Origin of the sequence: Streptomyces sp. NPDC008238 (assembly GCF_042956445.1) — a bacterium.
GTDB lineage: Bacteria > Actinomycetota > Actinomycetes > Streptomycetales > Streptomycetaceae > Actinacidiphila.
In genome coordinates, this window is the sequence record NZ_JBIBGK010000006.1 from 246,904 (window position 1) to 264,204 (window position 17,301).

Here is a 17,301-nt window from a genome sequence, read left to right on the forward strand (position 1 = left end):
CTCTGCGAGATGAATTACGCAACACTGGTCTTGTGAAAAACGCGTCCGAGGCTCAGGAGGAGCAGACGACCGGGGAGCGGAGCACCCGCAACCGGGTCGCCCGGTCCGTCCTGGTCCACGGGCCGTCGACCGCCGCCGACCTGGCGGAACGGCTCGGGCTGACGCAGGCGGCGGTACGCCGCCACCTGGACGCGCTCGTCGCCGAGGGCATGGTCGAGCCGCGCGAGAAGCGGGTCTACGGGAACCGCGGCCGCGGCCGCCCCGCCAAGGTGTTCGCGCTGACCGACTGCGGTCGCGACGCCTTCGACCAGGCCTACGACCAGCTCGCCGCCGACGCCCTGCGCTGGATCGCCGAGTCCGCCGGAGGCGGGCAGCAGGGTGAAGCCGCGGTCTCCGCCTTCGCCCGCGCCCGGGTCGCCGCGCAGGCCGAACGCTACCGCGCGGTCGTCGAGGCGGCCGGCCCCGAGGAACGCACACAGGCGCTGGCCAAGGCGCTCAGCCAGGACGGGTACGCTGCCACGACGCGTGGCGCGCCCGCCTCCGCCGGCGAGCAGCTCTGCCAGCACCACTGCCCGGTGGCCCACATCGCCGAGCAGTTCCCGCAGCTGTGCGAGGCGGAGGCAGAGGTCTTCTCCCGCCTGCTCGGCACTCATGTACAACGGCTGGCGACCATCGCCCACGGAGACGGTGTCTGCACCACCTTCGTGCCGAAGACCGCGCCGTCGGCCGGAACCACCGCACCGAACAACACCGCAAGCAACGCCGGGAGGAACCCCGCATGACTGCCCCCCTGGAGACGGCTCACCCTGAACTCGAGGGTCTGGGCAACTACGAGTACGGCTGGGCCGACTCGGACGTGGCCGGTGCCGCCGCCCGTCGTGGCCTGAACGAGGACGTCGTCCGCGACATCTCCGCGAAGAAGAACGAGCCCGAGTGGATGCTCAAGCTGCGTCTCAAGGGCCTGAAGCTCTTCGGGAAGAAGCCCATGCCCACCTGGGGCTCGGACCTGTCCGGCATCGACTTCGACAACATCAAGTACTTCGTGCGGTCCACGGAGAAGCAGGCGGAGTCCTGGGAGGACCTGCCCGAGGACATCAAGAACACCTACGACAAGCTGGGCATCCCCGAGGCGGAGAAGCAGCGGCTGGTCGCGGGCGTGGCGGCGCAGTACGAGTCCGAGGTCGTCTACCACCAGATCCGCGAGGACCTGGAGGAGCAGGGCGTCATCTTCCTGGACACCGACACCGCGCTCAAGGAGCACCCGGAGCTGTTCCAGGAGTACTTCGGCACCGTCATCCCCGCGGGTGACAACAAGTTCGCCTCGCTGAACACCGCGGTGTGGTCCGGCGGTTCCTTCATCTACGTGCCGAAGGGCGTGCACGTCGAGATCCCGCTGCAGGCCTACTTCCGGATCAACACCGAGAACATGGGCCAGTTCGAGCGGACGCTGATCATCGTCGACGAGGACGCCTACGTCCACTACGTCGAGGGCTGCACCGCGCCGATCTACAAGTCGGACTCGCTGCACAGCGCCGTGGTCGAGATCATCGTGAAGAAGGGCGGCCGCTGCCGCTACACGACGATCCAGAACTGGTCGAACAACGTGTACAACCTGGTCACCAAGCGCGCCGTGGCGTACGAGGGCGCGACCATGGAGTGGGTCGACGGCAACATCGGCTCCAAGGTGACCATGAAGTACCCGGCCGTCTACCTGATGGGCGAGCACGCCAAGGGCGAGACCCTGTCGATCGCCTTCGCGGGCGAGGGCCAGCACCAGGACGCCGGCGCCAAGATGGTGCACATGGCGCCGAACACCTCCTCCTCGATCGTCTCCAAGTCGGTGGCCCGCGGCGGTGGCCGCACCTCCTACCGCGGTCTGATCGAGATCGGCGAGGGTGCCCACGGCTCCAAGTCCAACGTGCTGTGCGACGCGCTGCTGGTGGACACCATCTCCCGCTCGGACACCTACCCCTACGTGGACGTCCGCGAGGACGACGTGTCCATGGGCCACGAGGCGACGGTCTCCAAGGTCAGCGAGGACCAGCTCTTCTACCTGATGAGCCGCGGCCTGGAGGAGACCGAGGCGATGGCCACCATCGTCCGCGGCTTCGTGGAGCCCATCGCGCGCGAGCTGCCCATGGAGTACGCGCTGGAGCTCAACCGGCTGATCGAGCTGCAGATGGAGGGCGCGGTCGGCTGACGCCGCCCCCCTCCGCCCGGGGCCACCCCCTGGCATGGCAACCCCGTCAAGCTCGTGAGCGAGCCAAAGGGCGCGCCGCCGCCGAAAGTGACGAGACCAAGCGACCGAGGAACGAGGGAGCGCAGTGTCGAGGAGCGTCGGCGGCGGGTCAGAGCGCCCGGAGGCGAGCGAACACAGAAAGAGGCAGTAAACCAGCCATGGCTGAAACCATCCCGGCCGCCGGTGCCACCACCGAAGGCGCCATCCAGGTCGGCCAGCCCCGGGACGCCCGGGTCAGCGCGCCCGCGTCGTACGACGTGGCCGACTTCCCCGTGCCCCAAGGCCGCGAGGAGGAGTGGCGCTTCACCCCGCTGGAGCGGCTGCGCGGCCTGCACGACGGCACCGCCGTCGCCACCGGTGGCGGCGTCAAGGTCGAGGTGAGCGCCCCCGAGGGCGTCACCGTCGAGACCGTCGGCCGGGACGACGCCCGGGTCGGCAGGGCGGGCAAGCCGGTGGACCGGGTCGCCGCCCAGGCGTACAGCTCCTTCGAGAAGGCCGGCGTCGTCTCGATCCCCAAGGACGCGGTGCTCTCCGAGCCGGTGCGGATCTCCGTGCACGGCCAGGGCGGCGTGGCCTTCGGCCACCAGGTCGTCGAGGTCGGCGCCTTCGCCGAGGCGGTCGTGGTGATCGACCACACCGGCGACGCGACCGTCGCCGCCAACGTCGAGTACCTGGTCGGCGACGGCGCCAAGCTGACGGTCGTCTCCATCCAGGACTGGGACGACACCGCCGTGCACGCCGCCCAGCACACCGCGCTGGTCGGCCGCGACGCGACCTTCAAGTCCGTCGTCGTCACCTTCGGCGGCGACGTGGTGCGGCTGCACCCGCGGGTCGTCTACGGCGCCCCGGGCGGCGAGGCCGAGCTGTACGGGCTGTACTTCACCGACGAGGGCCAGCACCAGGAGCACCGCCTCTTCATCGACCACGACACCCCGCACTGCCGGTCGAACGTGGCCTACAAGGGCGCGCTGCAGGGCCGGGACGCGCACGCGGTGTGGATCGGCGACGTGCTCATCCGCGCCGAGGCCGAGGGCACCGACACCTACGAGCTCAACCGCAACCTGGTGCTCACCGACGGCGCCCGGGTCGACTCGGTGCCCAACCTGGAGATCGAGACCGGCGAGATCGTTGGCGCCGGCCACGCCTCGGCGACCGGCCGCTTCGAGGACGAGCAGCTGTTCTACCTGATGGCCCGCGGCATCCCGGCCGACGAGGCCCGCCGGCTGGTCGTGCGCGGCTTCTTCGCCGAGCTGATCCAGCAGATCGGTGTCGCGGACCTGCAGGAGCGCCTGCTGGAGAAGATCGACGCGGAGCTGGAGGCGTCCGTCGTATGACCACTGCCGAAGGCTTCGTCCGCGCCTGCGCGCTGAGCGAGCTCGAGGAGGACACGCCCAAGCGTGTCGAGCTCGGCGGCGTGCCGGTGTCGGTCGTGCTCACCGAGGGCGAGGTGTTCGCGATCAACGACATCTGCTCGCACGCGAACGTCTCGCTGTCCGAGGGCGAGGTGGAGGACTGCCAGATCGAGTGCTGGCTGCACGGCTCCTCCTTCGACCTGAGGACCGGCAAGCCGTCCGGGCTGCCCGCGACGCGGCCCGTCCCCGTGTACCCCGTTCAGATCCAAGGGGACGATGTGCTCGTCTCCGTCACCCAGGAGTCCTGAGACACCCATGGCAACGCTTGAGATCCACGACCTGCACGTCTCCGTCGAGGCCGAGAACGGTCCGCGGGAGATCCTCCGCGGTGTCGACCTGACCGTGAAGCAGGGCGAGACCCACGCCATCATGGGTCCGAACGGTTCCGGCAAGTCGACCCTGGCCTACTCGCTGGCCGGGCACCCGAAGTACACCATCACCGGTGGCACCGTGACCCTGGACGGCGAGGACGTGCTCGCCATGTCCGTCGACGAGCGGGCCCGGGCGGGCGTCTTCCTGGCCATGCAGTACCCCGTCGAGGTCCCCGGCGTCTCCGTCTCCAACTTCCTGCGCACCTCGGCCACCGCCATCCGCGGCGAGGCCCCGAAGCTGCGCACCTGGGTGAAGGAGGTCAAGGAGGCCATGGAGCGCCTGCACATGGACACCTCCTTCGCCGAGCGCAACGTCAACGAGGGCTTCTCCGGCGGTGAGAAGAAGCGCCACGAGATCCTCCAGCTCGAGCTGCTCAAGCCGAAGATCGCGATCCTCGACGAGACCGACTCCGGCCTGGACGTCGACGCGCTGCGCATCGTCTCCGAGGGCGTCAACCGGGTGCGCGAGAACGGTGAGGTCGGCACCCTGCTGATCACCCACTACACGCGCATTCTCCGCTACATCAAGCCCGACCACGTCCACGTCTTCGCCGCGGGCCGGATCGCCGAGTCCGGCGGTCCCGAGCTCGCGGACAAGCTGGAGGCCGAGGGCTACGAGGCCTATGTGAAGGGAGGCGCGTCCGAGTGACACCGCAGCTGCCGGGCCTGCTGGACGCCGAGGCGATCCGCAAGGACTTCCCGGTGCTGGACCGCCTGGTCCACGACGGGAAGAGGCTCGTCTACCTGGACAACGCCGCGACCTCGCAGAAGCCGCGCCAGGTCCTCGACGCCCTCAGCGAGTACTACGAGCGCTACAACGCCAACGTCCACCGCGGTGTGCACACGCTCGCCGAGGAGGCCACGGCGCTGTACGAGGGCGCCCGCGACAAGATCGCGGCCTTCATCAACGCCCCGAGCCGTGACGAGGTGATATTCACCAAGAACGCCTCGGAGTCGCTGAACCTGGTCGCCAACATGCTGGGCTGGGCCGACGAGCCCTACCGGGTGGACGCCGACACCGAGATCGTCATCACGGAGATGGAGCACCACTCCAACATCGTGCCGTGGCAGCTGCTCTCGCAGCGCACCGGCGCGAAGCTGAAGTGGTTCGGCCTGACCGACGACGGCCGGCTCGACCTGAGCGACATCGAGCAGGTCATCACGGAGAAGACCAAGATCGTCTCCTTCACGCTGGTCTCCAACATCCTGGGCACGGTCAACCCGGTCGAGGCCCTCGTGCGCCGCGCGCAGGAGGTCGGCGCCCTGGTGCTGATCGACGCCTCGCAGGCCGCGCCGCACATGGTGCTGGACGTGCAGGCGCTGCAGGCCGACTTCGTGGCCTTCACCGGCCACAAGATGCTCGGCCCGACCGGCATCGGCGTGCTGTGGGGCCGCCAGGAGCTGCTGGAGGACCTCCCGCCGTTCCTGGGCGGCGGCGAGATGATCGAGACCGTCTCGATGCACGAGTCGACCTACGCGCCCGCGCCGCACAAGTTCGAGGCGGGCACGCCCCCGATCGCCCAGGCCGTCGGCCTCGGCGCGGCGGTGGACTACCTCAGCGCCATCGGCATGGACCGGATCGCCGCGCATGAGCACGCGATCACCGAGTACGCACTGAAGCGGCTCAAGGAGGTGCCCGGCCTGAGGATCATCGGCCCGGACACCCCGGAGGGCCGCGGCTCCGCGATCTCCTTCACCCTGGGCGACATCCACCCGCACGACGTGGGCCAGGTCCTCGACGAGCAGGGCATCGCCGTGCGGGTCGGCCACCACTGCGCGCGGCCGGTCTGCCTGCGGTACGGAATTCCCGCGACCACGCGAGCGTCGTTCTATCTGTACTCCACCCCGGCCGAGGTCGACGCCTTGGTCGAGGGGCTGGAGCACGTACGGAACTTCTTCGGCTGAGGGACGGACGGCGAAGCCTGTGAAGCTGGATTCGATGTACCAGGAAGTCATCCTGGACCACTACAAGAACCCGCACGGCCGCGGCCTGCGCGAGGGCGACGTCGAGGTGCACCACGTCAACCCGACGTGCGGCGACGAGATCACGCTGCGCGTCAAGCTCGACGGCACGTCCATCCAGGACATCAGCTACGAGGGCCAGGGCTGTTCCATCAGCCAGGCCAGCGCTTCCGTGCTCAACGAACTGCTCGTCGGCCGCCAGGTCGACGAGGCCGTGAAGGTCCAGGAGGTCTTCCTGGAGCTGATGCAGTCCAAGGGCAAGCTGGAGCCCGACGACGCGATGGAGGACGTCCTGGAGGACGCGGTCGCGTTCGCCGGCGTCTCCAAGTACCCGGCACGCGTCAAGTGCGCGCTGCTGAGCTGGATGGCGTGGAAGGACGCCACCGCCCAGGCTCTGGGCGATGGCGCGGTCAGGGAGTCCGCATGAGCGAGAACGCAGAAGTGACGACGACGAAGCCGGCGAGCGAGGAGGAGATCCGTGAGGCCCTCTACGACGTCGTCGACCCCGAACTGGGCATCGACGTCGTCAACCTCGGCCTGATCTACGGCATCCACATCGACGACAGCAACGTCGCGACCCTCGACATGACGCTCACGTCGGCGGCCTGTCCGCTGACCGACGTCATCGAGGACCAGGCGAAGTCGGCCACCGACGGCATCGTCAACGACCTGAGGATCAACTGGGTCTGGATGCCGCCGTGGGGCCCCGACAAGATCACCGACGAGGGCCGCGACCAACTGCGCGCGCTGGGCTTCAACGTCTGACCCTCATGCCCGCGACCGCGGGCCGCGACTGCGGGGCGCCGTTCCTTCGAGCGGCGCCCCGCAGTCGTATTTTCATTTGCGCCCATGCCGTGCGGACCGTGAGTCTTCCGTGCATGAGCAATCACTTCGCCGCCATCGGACTCGGCGTCGCCGACCAGGACTCCTTCCGCGAGCTCGTCGTCGGGCTGGCCGGGCGGACCGATCCGCGGACGGTCGACGGCGCGCTGCGGCAGCACGTCTGGACCGGAGCCGGCGGTGCCCGGGTCGTGATCGAGACCCAGGACGGGTCGATCACCCAGGTACTGCCCTGCCTCAGCCCCGGGGGTGAACCCGTGGCGGTGCGCGGGGTGCTGCTGGTGGACGAGGAGGTCGCCCGGCTCGAACTCCTCGACGGACCGGGCGGGACGATGGTCTGCCCGCTCACGGTGGAGCTGGAGGACCGCGCCGTGCTGCGGGCCCGCGGCGGGAAGGTCCCGGAGGGATCGCTGCGCCTCGGCGCGCTCGCCGAGCGGATCACGCTCCACACCGGCGGCAAGGAGGCGTACGAGGCCTCGCAGGAGGGCGAGGAGATCGGTTTCGCGCCCGACTTCCTCATCCCGTTCGGCCTGTTCCGGCCCGAGGGGGCGGAGGAGGACTGGGTGCCCTCGGCGCACGCCGGGTTCGCCGGGGAGGTGCTGCTGGCCGAGGCCCACACCGGCGACGTCACCGGAGGCCGCTTCCACCGGCTGCGGGTGCGGACGATCGCCGGGTTCGAGGTCGATGTCGCCGTCGCCGACGAGGAGTTGACCGACACCCCGGAGGCCGGGCACTGGGTCGACGGGGAGTTCTTCATGACCGGCTAGCTGGGCCTGGAACCGGCCCCGCAGCCGGCGTCCGCCCGGAAGCGGTGGTGGTCGCGCCGGTCCTGAAGGTCCTGAGAGTCCTGAGGCGGCCGCGTATGTACGGGCGTACACAACGATGTGTACGCTCGTACGCATGGCTTACGCACTGCTGGGCGCGGCGATACTCGCCGAAGTGCTCGGGACGACCTCGATGAAGTACAGCGACGGCTTCACCCGGCTGTGGCCCTCGCTCGGCACCGCGGCCGGCTACCTCATCGCCTTCGCGCTGCTCGCGCAGACCCTCAAGACGCTCTCCGTAGGCACCGCCTACGCCATCTGGTCCGGCATAGGCACCGCAGCCATCGCCGCCATCGGCATGGTCTTCCTCGGGGAGGCGGCGACCGCGACCAAGCTGTTCGGGATCCTCCTCGTCATCTCCGGGGTGGTCGTCCTCAACCTCGGCGGCTCCCACTGATGGCCCGCCGCTACGACCCCGAGCGGCGCCAGCGCATCATCGACGCCGCGATCCGCGTGGTCGGTGAGCGCGGCATCGCGGGGCTCAGCCACCGGGCGGTGGCCGCGGCGGCCGACGTCCCGCTCGGCTCGACCACGTACCACTTCGCCACCCTCGACGACCTCCTGGTGGCCGCCCTGCGGCAGTGCAACGAGGCCTTCTTCCGGGAGGTCGGGGAGCGTTCCCTGCTCGGCTCGCCCGGCGCCGACCCGGCGGAGGAACTGGCCCGGTTCGTCGCGGAGACGGTCTCCCGGGACCGTCCCCGTGCGCAGCTGGAGTACGAGCTCTACCTGGCCGCGCTGCGCCACGAAGCCGTACGCCCGGTCGCCGCGGAGTGGGTGGACCGCATGGCCGCCCTCCTCACGCAGTGGACCGACCCCGTCACCGCGCGGGCGCTGGCCGCGCTCACCGACGGGATGTCCCTGCAGGCCCTGCTGACCGGCCGCGACATCGACCGGGAGGAGGCGCGCGAGGTCTTCGCACGGATCATCGGCAAAGCCGGGCGAGACTGCTGACCTATACCGGTCGCGACCTGATCCGGCATCCTCACGCGCCGCATTCACGCCTTCACGTGATCGATTCTTGTAAGGCGTCGATCGGAGGGCCGTAATGAAGCAGGCGATGAAGGACATACCGAAGGTGGTGTGGCTCCTTGCCACCGGGATGTTCTTCGTGGCGGCGGTGAGCTTCACCTTCGTCTACCTGTTCGTCTACCTGACCGGCCCCCGCGGGCTCAGCACCTCCCAGGCCGGGCTCATCGCCGGTGTCGGCGGCATCGGCATGGTCGCCGGGAACTTCAGCGGCGGCTGGTTCGGCGACCGCTTCGGCCACCGCCGCACCCTCATCACCGGCATGGTCGTGTCCGGTCTCGGCCTGGCGGCGCTGCCGCTGACGCCGACCGCCGCCCTCGCGGTGGTCTTCCCGGTCGCCCAGTACGCCACCGGCGTCACCCGGGCCTCCAACTCGGCGCTCATCGCCTTCTCCGTGCCCGAGGGCTCCCGCCGCCAGGGCTTCGCCCTGCTGCGCTTCATGGCCAACCTCGGCGTCACCGTGGGCCCGCCGCTCGGGGCGCTGATCGCCACCACGGTCTCGTACGACTGGCTCTTCGTCGCCGACGGCCTCGGCATGCTCTTCTTCGGCGTCTACGCGCATTTCATCCTGCCGGCGAACGGCAACCACCGGCCCAAGGGCGCCACCTCGCCCGACGCGCCGGGCCTGTGGACCGCGCTGCGCGCCCGGCCCGCCGTCCTGGTGCTGCTCGCCGCGATCCTGGTGGCCGACACCATCTACCGCCAGCAGTACTCCACCCTGCCCGTGTTCCTGAAGGACCACGGCATCGGCACCGGCGTCTACGGCGCCCTCATCGCCGTCAACGGCGCCCTGGTCATCCTCCTCGAACTCCCGGTGACCGTCGCGCTGCGCCGGCGCGCCCCGCTGCCGATCATCGGACTCGGCGTGGTCCTGGTCGGCCTCGGCTTCGCCGCGCTCACCACCGGCCACTGGTACGTCGCGGCCGCCGTCGTGATGATGGTGCTGCTGACCGTCGGCGACATCCTCTACAAGTCGCCGTCCACCGCCTACGTCGCCGACAACGCCCCCGACCACCTGCAGGGCCGCTTCCAGAGCATGTACGCCGGAGCCTCCATCAGCGGCGTGGTGCTGGCGGCCCCGCTCGGCGGCGTGCTCTACGAGACTGCGCCGGGCGCGCTGTGGCCGCTGTGCGCCGTCCTCGGCGTCCTCGCCGGCGCGGCCGTGCTCGGCGCCCAGCGGCTGCCGGGCGTACGCGACGCGGCCGCCGAACCGGACGCGGTCAAGGCCGCGACGCAGTCCTGACCGCGTCGAGTGCCTCCGCCACGCTCGCCGCGACGTCCGTGACCGGGTAGAACACCCGCCGGACCACCCGGTCCGCGCCGACCACCAGCGTCAGCCGCTTCAGCCGCACTGCGCCGCCCGCCCGGAAGGTCGGCAGCCGCAGCGCCGCCGACAGGGTCAGTTCGGCGTCCGACAGCAGGGGGAAGCGCAGCCGTTCCCGCCGGGCGAACTCTGCCTGCTCGTCGGGGCGCTGGGCGCTCACCCCGTGCACGGCCGCGCCCGCCGCGGCGAACTCCGCCAGCCGGTCGCGGTAGGTGCAGGACTCCAGCGTGCAGCCCGCCGCGCCCGGGATGTCGCCCCAGCCCGGGGGGTAGGACGCGGGGCTCGCGAAGGCGCCGGGGAAGCAGTACAGGACGGTGAACGGCTGCTCCGCGGCCACCGGGTCGCGCATTTCGCCGTCCGGGCCCGCGGGCAGCAGCAGTTCCGGCACCCGGGTGCCCGTCAGCGCGTGGACCCGCTCCGCCTCGCGTGAGCCGTCCGCCGCGGTGCCGGTGGTCGCGCCGTCGCCCAGCACCCACTGGTCGCCCCAGTCCTGGAGGGCGATCAGCACCGGCATCAGGGCCCGGCCGCGGGGGGTGAGCCGGTACGCGTACCGCACCGGGCGCTCGTGGTAGGGCTCGCGGGCCAGCACGTCCGCGTCGACCAGCAGGCGCAGCCGTTCGGCCAGCACCTTGCGGGACACCCCGAGTTCGCGCTGCAGGTCGTCGAAGCGCTCCACGCCGCGGGCGGCGTCCCGCACGATCAGCAGCGTCCACCAGTCGCCGACCACGTCGAGGGCCTGCGCGATGGAGCAGTTCGCGTCACCTGGTTCTGTGCGGCGGGCCATGCCGCTATCCTGCCACCCGGGAGTGAGTTCCCAAAAGGAACTCACAGGGTGGATGGGGGTGCGGGCATGCGCGAGGTGCCCAGGGTCGTCTGGTCGCTGGCCGCGGGGGTCTTCACGAACGCGGTCGTGAGCTTCACGTTCGTCTATCTCTTCGTCTGGCTGACGGCGGTACGCGGCCTGCCCGTCCCCGAGGCCGGACTGATCGCCGGCACGGGCGGGGTGGGCCTGGTCGCGGGCAACTTCACCGGCGGCTGGTTCGGCGACCACCTCGGGCACCGCCGGGTCCTGCTCGCCGGGTCCGCCGTCTCCGGCGCCGGACTCGTCCTGCTGCCCGCCCTGCCCACCGCCGCGCTGCTGCCCGTCCTGCTGCTCGCGCAGTACGCGGCCGGCACCGTACGCGCCGCCAACTCCGCGCTCGTCGCCGTCTCCGTGCCCGAGGGCGCGCGCCGCCAGGGCTTCGCCGTGCTCCGCTTCGCCTCCAACGCGGGCTTCACCATCGGGCCGCCGCTCGGCGCGCTCCTGGCCGCGCACACCTCGTACACCTGGCTCTTCGTCGCCGACGGCATCGGCACACTGCTCTTCGCCGGCTACGCCGCCCTCGCGCTGCCCGCCCAGGGCGCCCGCCGGGACCGCGCCGCGCGCCCCGACCGCGCCGGCGGGCTGTGGGCGGCACTGCGCGCACGGCCCGCCGTGATGGTGCTGCTCGCCGCGATCCTGGTCGCCGACACCGTCTACCGGCAGCAGTACTCCACCCTGCCCGTCTGGCTCGCCGACCACGGCATGGGCACCGGCGCGTACGGCTGGCTGATCGCCGTCAACGGCGGCGTCATCCTCTGCCTGGAGATCCCCGCCACCGTCGCCCTGCGCCGCCGCCCGCCGCTGCCGATCATCGGCACCGGGCTCGTCCTGGTCGGCGCCGGCTACGCCGCCCTGGCCGGCGGGCCGTACATCGCCACGGCGGCGACCATGATGCTGCTCCTCACGGCGGGCGAGATCCTCTACAAGACCACCGCCACCGCCTACGTCGCCGACAACGCCCCCGACCACCTGCAGGGCCGCTTCCAGTCCCTGTACGCGGGGGCCTCCGTCAGCGGCACCGTCCTCGCCCCGCCCCTCGGCGGCGCCCTGTACGACGCCGCGCCCGGTGCGCTCTGGCCGGTCTGCGCGGTGCTGGCCGCGCTCAGCGGGGCGGTGGTGCTGGCGGCCGCCGTACGGTGGCGGCGCGACGCGGGGAAGGGCGCCGGCCGGGCCGTGGCGGGGGCGGTGACGGGCCGGGCGCGGCGGCGTTCCGGATGGCGGGCCGGTTGGGCAAGCGCGGGACGCAACGACTAGCGTTCGACCCATGACTGAAACGACCGCCACCTCTCGCGCCACCGGTGCCGTTGCCGCAGGCCTCGCCACGATCGCCGACGACGGCACCGTCCTCGACACCTGGTTCCCCGCGCCCGAGCTCGTGGCGGCCCCCGGCCCCGCCGGGACCGAACGCCTCACCGCGGACCAGGCCGCCGAACTGCTCGGCGACGCCGCCCCCAAGGCCCTGGGACCGGACCCGCGCCGCGGGGTCGAGGTCGTCGCCGTGCGCACCGTCATCGCCTCGACCGACGACAAGCCGCTCGACGCGCACGACGCCTACCTGCGCCTGCACCTGCTGAGCCACCGCCTGGTCAAGCCCAACGGCCAGAACCTGGACGGCATCTTCGGCCTGCTGGCCAACGTCGCCTGGACCTCGCTCGGCCCCGTCCCCGCCGGGAACGTCGAGCGCGCCCGCCTCGCCGCCCGCGCGGAGGGGCTGCACCTGTCGGTCCACGGCGTCGACAAGTTCCCGCGCATGACGGACTACGTCGTCCCCTCCGGTGTCCGCATCGCCGACGCCGACCGCGTCCGCCTCGGCGCCCACCTCGCGTCGGGCACGACCGTGATGCACGAGGGCTTCTGCAACTTCAACGCCGGCACGCTGGGCACCTCCATGGTCGAGGGGCGCATCAGCCAGGGCGTCATCGTCGGGGACGGCTCCGACATCGGCGGCGGCGCCTCGATCATGGGCACCCTCTCCGGCGGTGGCAAGACCGTCGTCTCCATCGGCGAGCGCTGCCTCCTCGGCGCCGAGGCCGGCATCGGCATCTCCCTGGGCGACGACTGCGTCGTCGAGGCCGGCCTCTACGTCACGGCCGGCACCCGGGTCTGCCTCCCCGACGAGACCATCGTCAAGGCGAAGGAGCTCTCCGGCGCGAACAACCTCCTCTTCCGCCGCAACTCCATCACCGGCACGGTCGAGGTCCTGCAGCGCAAGGGCTCCTGGGGCGGGCTGAACGAGATCCTCCACAGCCACAACTGACCGCGTACGGTCCGGGGTCCCGGGACCCCGGACCCCGCCGGCCGACGTGACGAGCGCCCTTCCGCCGCCGATGACGGCCCGGGAGGGCGCTCGCGCGTCCGGCCGCGTTCAGTCCGCGTCCGGGCCCGCGTGCGGGGTCGCGTCGGGTGTGGCTGCGGCTGTCGTGGGCGGGAGGGGGAGGCGGAGGACGATCTCGCCGTCGTCGATGTCGCCGGTGGGTTCGAAGCCGAACTTGCGGTAGAAGGGCCAGGGCTCGCCGTCGCCGGGCTCGTAGCTGGTCAGCAGTTCCACGGCGCCGTCGGCGCGGACCAGGTCGACGATCTGGGTGAGCACCTCGCGGCCGATCCCGTGTCCCTGGTGGTGCTTGTCGATCAGGAGGCGCCAGATGAAGTGACGTCCCTGGTACGGGCCGGACGGCGGTTTCCACGAGAGCATCACGAAGCCGACCGGCTCGTCGCCGTGGTACACGGCGCGGTACCAGGGGGCGGCGTCCGGCATCTTCGCGGCCTGCTTCAGCGACAGCGACACGGAGGCGACGAACTGCTTCTGCTTGTTCCGGACGCGTAGGGCACGGACGGCTTCCCGGTTCTCGTCGGTGATCTCCCGGAGGTGCACGTCTGAGGACGCCATGCCACACCCTCTCCCTGCTCGCCAGGCAACACGTCCCCGCAGCGTATGCGGCCCGGAGGGTCCGCAGGTGGACTGGCACGCCGGGCGCAGCCGTGGGGCTTGGGCGGAACTGGTTGCCTGGGGCACCATGTGTCCCGCGGGGTTCGTGGTGTGGGCGGTCGGGGACCGCCGGGGAGGGACGTGTCATGGGTGGGGCGGAGCGGGACGGGTCGGGCTCGGGAGCGGTACGGCCGGAGGAGATGATCGCGGAGGCGCGCAAGGCGTTCTTCGTCGTGTTCGGCTTCCTGGCGGTCGTCTGGCTGCTGCAACTGGCCAACTACGCGGGCCACTACGCGCTCTCGCGGGACTACGGGGTGGTCTCCGGCGACGTCGGCACCCTGCCGGACGTCCTCACCGCGCCCTTCCTGCACTGGAGCTGGGCGCACATCGAGAGCAACTCCGGTCCCTTGTTCGTGTTCGGTTTCCTCGCCGCGTACCGCGGGGTGGGCCGCTTCCTCGCGCTGAGCCTGCTCGTCGCGGTGACCAGCGGCCTCGCGGTGTGGTTCTTCGAGCAGGGCAACGCCGACACCGTCGGCGCCAGCGGCCTGATCTTCGGCTACTTCGGCTACGTCGTGGTCCGCGGGCTCTTCGACCGGCACCTGATCGACACCCTCATCGGCATCGTGATGGCGGCGTCCTTCGCCTACATGCTCACGGTCGCCGTGCCCGGGACGCCCGGGGTGAGCTGGCTGGGCCACCTCGGCGGGCTGGTCGGGGGCCTGGTGGGGGCCTGGCTCTTCCGCGACCGGCGCGCCCGCGGCGACCGGCCGGCCCGCGGGGGCGGCGGGCCCGCCGCGGTGACCCGCGGCGGCCTCCCGGTCCCCGCCGACAACCCGCGCGCGGGCCTGCACAAGGAACTGGACGACCTGGGCCTGCTCTAGGAACGCCGCCCCCGCGCGGGCCCGGGCCGCCTCAGATCCAGGTGTTGAGCCACATGCGGGCGTGCCAGTCGTCGTAGGGGATCGTCCGCCCCGTGTAGATCGGGAAGAAGTAGATGAAGTTCCAGACGATCAGCAGGACGAGCACGCCCGCGGCCACCGACCCGTAGGCGCGGCGGCGTTCGGTCGCCCCGGCCCGGCCCAGCAGCGCGCCGATCGCCATGGCGAGGGCGAGGCAGACGTAGGGGAGGAAGACGACGGCGTAGAAGGAGAAGATGGTGCGGTTCTGGTAGTGGAACCACGGCAGGTAACCCGCGGCGACCGCGCACAGGACGGCGCCCGCCCGCCAGTCGCGGCGCATCGCCCAGCGGTAGAGCAGGTAGACGAGGGCGAAGCAGCCCGCCCACCACAGCAGGGGCGTGCCGAGGGCCAGGATCTCCCGTGAGCAGTTCGCGGTGCCGCAGCCGTCCTGCCCCAGCTTGGGGGACTCGTAGAAGAAGGACACCGGACGGCCGAGGACCAGCCAGCTCCACGGGTTGGACTGGTAGGGGTGCGGGTCGTCCAGGCCGACGTTGAACTGGTAGACCCCGTACTCGTAGTGCCACAGGCTGCGCAGCGGCGCCGGGATCCACGACCACGTGCCGCCCCGGCCGTCGGCCCAGTGCCGGCCGTAGCCGTCGTCGCTGAGGAACCAGCCGGTCCAGGTCACCAGGTACGCCAGGACGGCGACCGGGACGACGGACAGGAACGACCAGCCCAGGTCGCGGCGGAGCACCGCGCGGAAGGGCCGGCGGGCCCCGGCCAGGCGGCGGGCGCCGACGTCCCACAGGACGGTCAGCAGCAGGAAGAACGCCAGGTAGTACAGGCCGTTCCACTTGACGCCGGAGGCGAGGCCCAGGAGCGCGCCGGCCGAGAGCCGCCAGGGCCGCAGGCCGGTCCCGGCGCGGGCCGCGGCGGCGGGGTCGGGACCGGCGAAGCCGTCCTCGTCCACGGGGAGGGCCGCGGCGAGCCGGGCCCGCGCGCGGTCGCGGTCGATCAGCAGGCAGCCGAACGCCGCCAGCACGAAGAACATGACGACCACGTCGAGCAGGGCGACCCGGCTCATCACGAAGTGCAGGCCGTCCACCGCCATCAGCCCGCCGGCCAGGCAGCCCAGCGCCGTGGAGCGGAACAGGCGGCGGCCGATGCGGCACAGCATCAGCACCGACAGCGTGCCGAGCACCGCCGCCATGAAGCGCCAGCCCAGCGGGTTCAGGCCGAACATCCACTCGCCGAGCGCGATCACCCACTTGCCCATCGGCGGGTGCGCCATGAAGTGGGCGGTCTCGGAGAGGGGGATGACCTGGGGGTCCCCGAGGATCTGCGGGTCCGAGACCTTGCGGTCGGGCCAGCCGCCCTCGTAGCCGAGCTGGAGCAGGGACCAGGAGTCCTTGGCGTAGAACGTCTCGTCGAAGACGATGGCGTGCGGGCTGCCGAGGCCCACGAAGCGCAGTGCGCCGGCGAGGACGGCGACCAGGACCGGGCCGAGCCAGCCCATGGCCCGTGCGGCGCGGTGCGCCCGCGCCGGGCCGAGGCCCAGGGCCCGCCACGCGCGGGTGCCCGGTTCCGGGAACGGCGGGACCAGCCGCTCGCGGGTGTCGGTCCGGGGGCGGGGGCTGTGGCCGAACCGGCGCAGTCGCCGCGGCCAGTCGGCTGCGGTCGCCGCCCGGGGGTCGCCGGCGTCGTCGTCGGTGCGGTCCGGCGTAGCGGTGTCCGTCGTCACCCGGACATCCTAGGGACGTTGTCGGATCGTCATACCGGCCCCCGTGTTCGAGGGACCCCGGTGCCGGTCCCGGGCGGCGCCGCGGTCGCCCGCCGCCCGGCTCAGACGACCGGCTGCCGGTGCAGGTCCAGGGGACGGATGCCGGCGTCGTCGAAGCGCTGCTCCAGCGCCTCGGTGCCGTGCTCGCGGCGGAAGGCGATCTCGGAAGCGGTCACGGGCAGCAGCCACAGCAGGCGGGCGTGGCCGCCCGGGAGGTGGCACACCTCCAAGTCGGGGCCGTGCAGGTACGGGAGGCTGACCAGGATGTGGTCGCAGGCAGAACCGGGGATCCAGGGTTCGCCGACGGGGAGGCTGTGGCCCACGTCGAGCGGGTGCGGGGAGGGGCCGCAGTGGTAGTGGGCGGTCATGGCGATCAGGTCGGCGAACCGGGGGTCGGCGACGGGGGCAGTCAGGACGAACTCGATGCCGTGACCGTCACGGTCGTCCGGGGACCAGCAGCCGGCCGTCACATAGGTCCAGTGGTCACCGCGAGGACCCGGGCCCACCTCGATGATCCGCAGGCCGGGGACCGTGCCGCGCCGTCCGTCGCCCAGGTCGTGGGCGGCCGTGCCCACCGGGTGGCCCGTGAAGAACCTCCGCACGTGCCGGTCGACCGCATCGTGCGCCGCGTCCGCACCGCTCGTCGTCATGGCGGGGATCATGACAGGTCTTCGCACACCCCCTCGCGCCGGGCGGCGTGCGGGGGTCCCGGGTGCGCCCGGTCGTGCGCCGGTGATTCGGGCCGCCGGGGCGTACGCACCGGGGGTGGGGCGGGAGTGACGTCGCTGACGGGTGGAACGGCCGTGCACGTCCGGTGGGCCGCCCCGACCCGTTCA

At 71.7% G+C, this 17,301-nt stretch carries 19 protein-coding genes; 15 read left to right on the forward strand and 4 right to left on the reverse strand.

Features of this window, described 5'->3' with window-relative positions:
- Positions 1-32 precede the first annotated feature (32 nt).
- The 12 genes from ACFZAU_RS16985 (at position 33) to ACFZAU_RS17040 (ending at position 9,917) form a co-directional block, all read left to right on the forward strand.
- Complete coding sequence (locus ACFZAU_RS16985; RefSeq protein WP_500552779.1) at positions 33-782, forward strand: helix-turn-helix transcriptional regulator; 750 nt, start codon at positions 33-35, stop codon at positions 780-782.
- Positions 779-2,200 carry a Fe-S cluster assembly protein SufB gene (sufB, locus tag ACFZAU_RS16990; protein ID WP_499606144.1) on the forward strand — a complete coding sequence of 474 codons (1,422 nt, stop codon included), beginning with the start codon at positions 779-781 and terminating at the stop codon, positions 2,198-2,200. The genes ACFZAU_RS16985 and sufB overlap by 4 nt, the downstream gene beginning before the upstream one ends.
- 197 nt (positions 2,201-2,397) lie before the next feature.
- Complete coding sequence (gene sufD, locus ACFZAU_RS16995) at positions 2,398-3,573, forward strand: Fe-S cluster assembly protein SufD (RefSeq protein ID WP_500552780.1); 1,176 nt, start codon at positions 2,398-2,400, stop codon at positions 3,571-3,573.
- Positions 3,570-3,899: a non-heme iron oxygenase ferredoxin subunit gene (locus ACFZAU_RS17000; protein WP_018560671.1), complete on the forward strand. Its 330-nt coding sequence runs from the start codon at positions 3,570-3,572 to the stop codon at positions 3,897-3,899. The genes sufD and ACFZAU_RS17000 overlap by 4 nt, the downstream gene beginning before the upstream one ends.
- A gap of 7 nt (positions 3,900-3,906) precedes the next feature.
- Positions 3,907-4,671 carry a Fe-S cluster assembly ATPase SufC gene (sufC, locus tag ACFZAU_RS17005; protein WP_500552781.1) on the forward strand — a complete coding sequence of 255 codons (765 nt, stop codon included), beginning with the start codon at positions 3,907-3,909 and terminating at the stop codon, positions 4,669-4,671.
- Complete coding sequence (locus ACFZAU_RS17010; protein WP_499606147.1) at positions 4,668-5,927, forward strand: cysteine desulfurase; 1,260 nt, start codon at positions 4,668-4,670, stop codon at positions 5,925-5,927. The genes sufC and ACFZAU_RS17010 overlap by 4 nt, the downstream gene beginning before the upstream one ends.
- A 19-nt stretch (positions 5,928-5,946) precedes the next feature.
- Positions 5,947-6,411, forward strand: a complete 465-nt coding sequence (sufU, locus tag ACFZAU_RS17015) for a Fe-S cluster assembly sulfur transfer protein SufU (protein WP_500552782.1) — start codon at positions 5,947-5,949, stop codon at positions 6,409-6,411.
- Complete coding sequence (locus ACFZAU_RS17020) at positions 6,408-6,749, forward strand: metal-sulfur cluster assembly factor (RefSeq protein WP_500552783.1); 342 nt, start codon at positions 6,408-6,410, stop codon at positions 6,747-6,749. Before sufU ends, ACFZAU_RS17020 begins: the two co-directional genes overlap by 4 nt.
- A 113-nt stretch (positions 6,750-6,862) precedes the next feature.
- Entirely contained in the window at positions 6,863-7,591 is a 729-nt protein-coding gene (locus ACFZAU_RS17025; protein ID WP_500552784.1) for a hypothetical protein, read from the forward strand.
- A 133-nt stretch (positions 7,592-7,724) separates the two neighbouring features.
- Positions 7,725-8,045, forward strand: a complete 321-nt coding sequence (locus tag ACFZAU_RS17030; protein WP_499606150.1) for a DMT family transporter — start codon at positions 7,725-7,727, stop codon at positions 8,043-8,045.
- The gene (locus tag ACFZAU_RS17035; protein WP_500463593.1) at positions 8,045-8,599 is read left to right on the forward strand and encodes a TetR/AcrR family transcriptional regulator; all 555 of its coding nucleotides are present in this window, start codon (positions 8,045-8,047) and stop codon (positions 8,597-8,599) included. The genes ACFZAU_RS17030 and ACFZAU_RS17035 overlap by 1 nt, the downstream gene beginning before the upstream one ends.
- A 106-nt stretch (positions 8,600-8,705) precedes the next feature.
- Positions 8,706-9,917, forward strand: coding sequence for an MFS transporter (locus ACFZAU_RS17040; protein WP_500552785.1), 1,212 nt, complete (start codon positions 8,706-8,708; stop codon positions 9,915-9,917).
- Here ACFZAU_RS17040 and ACFZAU_RS17045 read toward each other — a convergent pair.
- Positions 9,895-10,782: a winged helix-turn-helix transcriptional regulator gene (locus ACFZAU_RS17045; protein ID WP_500552786.1), complete on the reverse strand. Its 888-nt coding sequence runs from the start codon at positions 10,780-10,782 to the stop codon at positions 9,895-9,897. The genes ACFZAU_RS17040 and ACFZAU_RS17045 overlap by 23 nt on opposite strands.
- A gap of 66 nt (positions 10,783-10,848) precedes the next feature.
- Between ACFZAU_RS17045 and ACFZAU_RS17050 the strand changes: the two genes are divergently transcribed.
- Entirely contained in the window at positions 10,849-12,114 is a 1,266-nt protein-coding gene (locus tag ACFZAU_RS17050) for an MFS transporter (RefSeq protein ID WP_500552787.1), read from the forward strand.
- Positions 12,115-12,124: 10 nt separating this feature from the next.
- Positions 12,125-13,117 carry a 2,3,4,5-tetrahydropyridine-2,6-dicarboxylate N-succinyltransferase gene (gene dapD / locus ACFZAU_RS17055; protein ID WP_500463597.1) on the forward strand — a complete coding sequence of 331 codons (993 nt, stop codon included), beginning with the start codon at positions 12,125-12,127 and terminating at the stop codon, positions 13,115-13,117.
- Positions 13,118-13,225: 108 nt separating this feature from the next.
- Here the strand turns inward: dapD and ACFZAU_RS17060 are convergent, their stop codons facing one another.
- On the reverse strand, positions 13,226-13,747 hold the full coding sequence (locus tag ACFZAU_RS17060; RefSeq protein ID WP_500552788.1) for a GNAT family N-acetyltransferase: 522 nt from the start codon (positions 13,745-13,747) through the stop codon (positions 13,226-13,228).
- A gap of 185 nt (positions 13,748-13,932) precedes the next feature.
- Between ACFZAU_RS17060 and ACFZAU_RS17065 the strand changes: the two genes are divergently transcribed.
- Complete coding sequence (locus ACFZAU_RS17065; protein WP_500552789.1) at positions 13,933-14,667, forward strand: rhomboid family intramembrane serine protease; 735 nt, start codon at positions 13,933-13,935, stop codon at positions 14,665-14,667.
- A gap of 31 nt (positions 14,668-14,698) precedes the next feature.
- Here the strand turns inward: ACFZAU_RS17065 and ACFZAU_RS17070 are convergent, their stop codons facing one another.
- The gene (locus ACFZAU_RS17070) at positions 14,699-16,426 is read right to left on the reverse strand and encodes a dolichyl-phosphate-mannose--protein mannosyltransferase (protein WP_500552790.1); all 1,728 of its coding nucleotides are present in this window, start codon (positions 16,424-16,426) and stop codon (positions 14,699-14,701) included.
- 101 nt (positions 16,427-16,527) lie between these two features.
- Positions 16,528-17,115: a suppressor of fused domain protein gene (locus tag ACFZAU_RS17075; RefSeq protein WP_500552791.1), complete on the reverse strand. Its 588-nt coding sequence runs from the start codon at positions 17,113-17,115 to the stop codon at positions 16,528-16,530.
- Positions 17,116-17,301: the final 186 nt, after the last annotated feature.

What these genes read in the sequence shown, in the direction of transcription:
- ACFZAU_RS17030 (WP_499606150.1), top strand. Translation starts at nt 7,725, where the DNA reads ATGGCTTACGCACTGCTGGGCGCGGCGATACTCGCCGAAGTGCTCGGG.
- dapD (WP_500463597.1), top strand. Translation starts at nt 12,125, where the DNA reads ATGACTGAAACGACCGCCACCTCTCGCGCCACCGGTGCCGTTGCCGCA.
- ACFZAU_RS17035 (WP_500463593.1), top strand. Translation starts at nt 8,045, where the DNA reads ATGGCCCGCCGCTACGACCCCGAGCGGCGCCAGCGCATCATCGACGCC.
- sufB (WP_499606144.1), top strand. Translation starts at nt 779, where the DNA reads ATGACTGCCCCCCTGGAGACGGCTCACCCTGAACTCGAGGGTCTGGGC.
- ACFZAU_RS17060 (WP_500552788.1), bottom strand. Translation starts at nt 13,747, where the DNA reads ATGGCGTCCTCAGACGTGCACCTCCGGGAGATCACCGACGAGAACCGG.
- ACFZAU_RS17040 (WP_500552785.1), top strand. Translation starts at nt 8,706, where the DNA reads ATGAAGGACATACCGAAGGTGGTGTGGCTCCTTGCCACCGGGATGTTC.
- sufC (WP_500552781.1), top strand. Translation starts at nt 3,907, where the DNA reads ATGGCAACGCTTGAGATCCACGACCTGCACGTCTCCGTCGAGGCCGAG.
- ACFZAU_RS17000 (WP_018560671.1), top strand. Translation starts at nt 3,570, where the DNA reads ATGACCACTGCCGAAGGCTTCGTCCGCGCCTGCGCGCTGAGCGAGCTC.
- ACFZAU_RS17020 (WP_500552783.1), top strand. Translation starts at nt 6,408, where the DNA reads ATGAGCGAGAACGCAGAAGTGACGACGACGAAGCCGGCGAGCGAGGAG.
- ACFZAU_RS17075 (WP_500552791.1), bottom strand. Translation starts at nt 17,115, where the DNA reads ATGACGACGAGCGGTGCGGACGCGGCGCACGATGCGGTCGACCGGCAC.
- ACFZAU_RS17045 (WP_500552786.1), bottom strand. Translation starts at nt 10,782, where the DNA reads ATGGCCCGCCGCACAGAACCAGGTGACGCGAACTGCTCCATCGCGCAG.
- sufD (WP_500552780.1), top strand. Translation starts at nt 2,398, where the DNA reads ATGGCTGAAACCATCCCGGCCGCCGGTGCCACCACCGAAGGCGCCATC.
- ACFZAU_RS17025 (WP_500552784.1), top strand. Translation starts at nt 6,863, where the DNA reads ATGAGCAATCACTTCGCCGCCATCGGACTCGGCGTCGCCGACCAGGAC.
- ACFZAU_RS17050 (WP_500552787.1), top strand. Translation starts at nt 10,849, where the DNA reads ATGCGCGAGGTGCCCAGGGTCGTCTGGTCGCTGGCCGCGGGGGTCTTC.
- ACFZAU_RS17065 (WP_500552789.1), top strand. Translation starts at nt 13,933, where the DNA reads ATGGGTGGGGCGGAGCGGGACGGGTCGGGCTCGGGAGCGGTACGGCCG.